Here is a 707-nt window from a genome sequence, read left to right as displayed (position 1 = left end):
GCTATGCGGGTGGAGGGATCTAGGGTTTGACCAACAAGACCATTCCCATAAAATTGAGATGTTCAGGCTCAATAATGAAAGGAATGGTCTTAGATGGCAAACAAGAGCTATAGTCTAGCCCACACGAAATGGATGTGCAAATACCACATCGTGTTCACCCCGAAGTATAGACGGAAAGAGATCTATAATCAAGTGAGGAAAGACTTAATCGAAATATTCAAGCGGTTATGTAAATACAAGGGAGTGGAGATCATAGAGGTCACATGATGCCAGATCATGTACACATGTTAGTGGCGATACCTCCAAAAATCTCTGTATCATCGTTTATGGGATATCTAAAGGGAAAGAGTTCGCTAATGATATTTGAGAAGCATGCCAGCTTGAAGTATAAGTATGGAAATCGGAAATTTTGGGCGGAGGGGTACTACGTCAGCACTGTGGGCTTAAATGAGGCCACCGTCGCTAAATATATACGTGAGCAGGAAGCACATGACCAAGCAATTGATAAACTGAGCGTAAAAGAGTATGAAGATCCATTCAGCAGAAACAGTAGCAAAAAGAAGTAAACCAGTTTAACTGGTAAGTGAAAGTGACAAAAACACTGAGCCTGAACAATTTTATTGTCAGGCTAGCGTCTTTAGGCGCAGTTTGGCAACAGGGGGTTATACCCCAAGAGCAAACCACCCGTTGGACGGGTGGTTATGATT

At 42.6% G+C, this 707-nt stretch carries 1 pseudogene; it reads left to right on the top strand.

Annotation, left to right across the window (positions count from 1 at the left end):
* Nucleotides 1-93: 93 nt before the first annotated feature.
* Nucleotides 94-566 (top strand): annotated as a pseudogene (gene tnpA, locus LBW89_RS27375) (IS200/IS605 family transposase).
* Nucleotides 567-707: the final 141 nt, after the last annotated feature.

The sequence above is a fragment of the Paenibacillus sp. alder61 genome (genome assembly GCF_020179875.1).
In the GTDB taxonomy this organism is placed as follows: Bacteria; Bacillota; Bacilli; order Paenibacillales; family Paenibacillaceae; genus Fontibacillus; species Fontibacillus faecis.
This window is presented reverse-complemented; position numbering and strand designations above follow the sequence as displayed.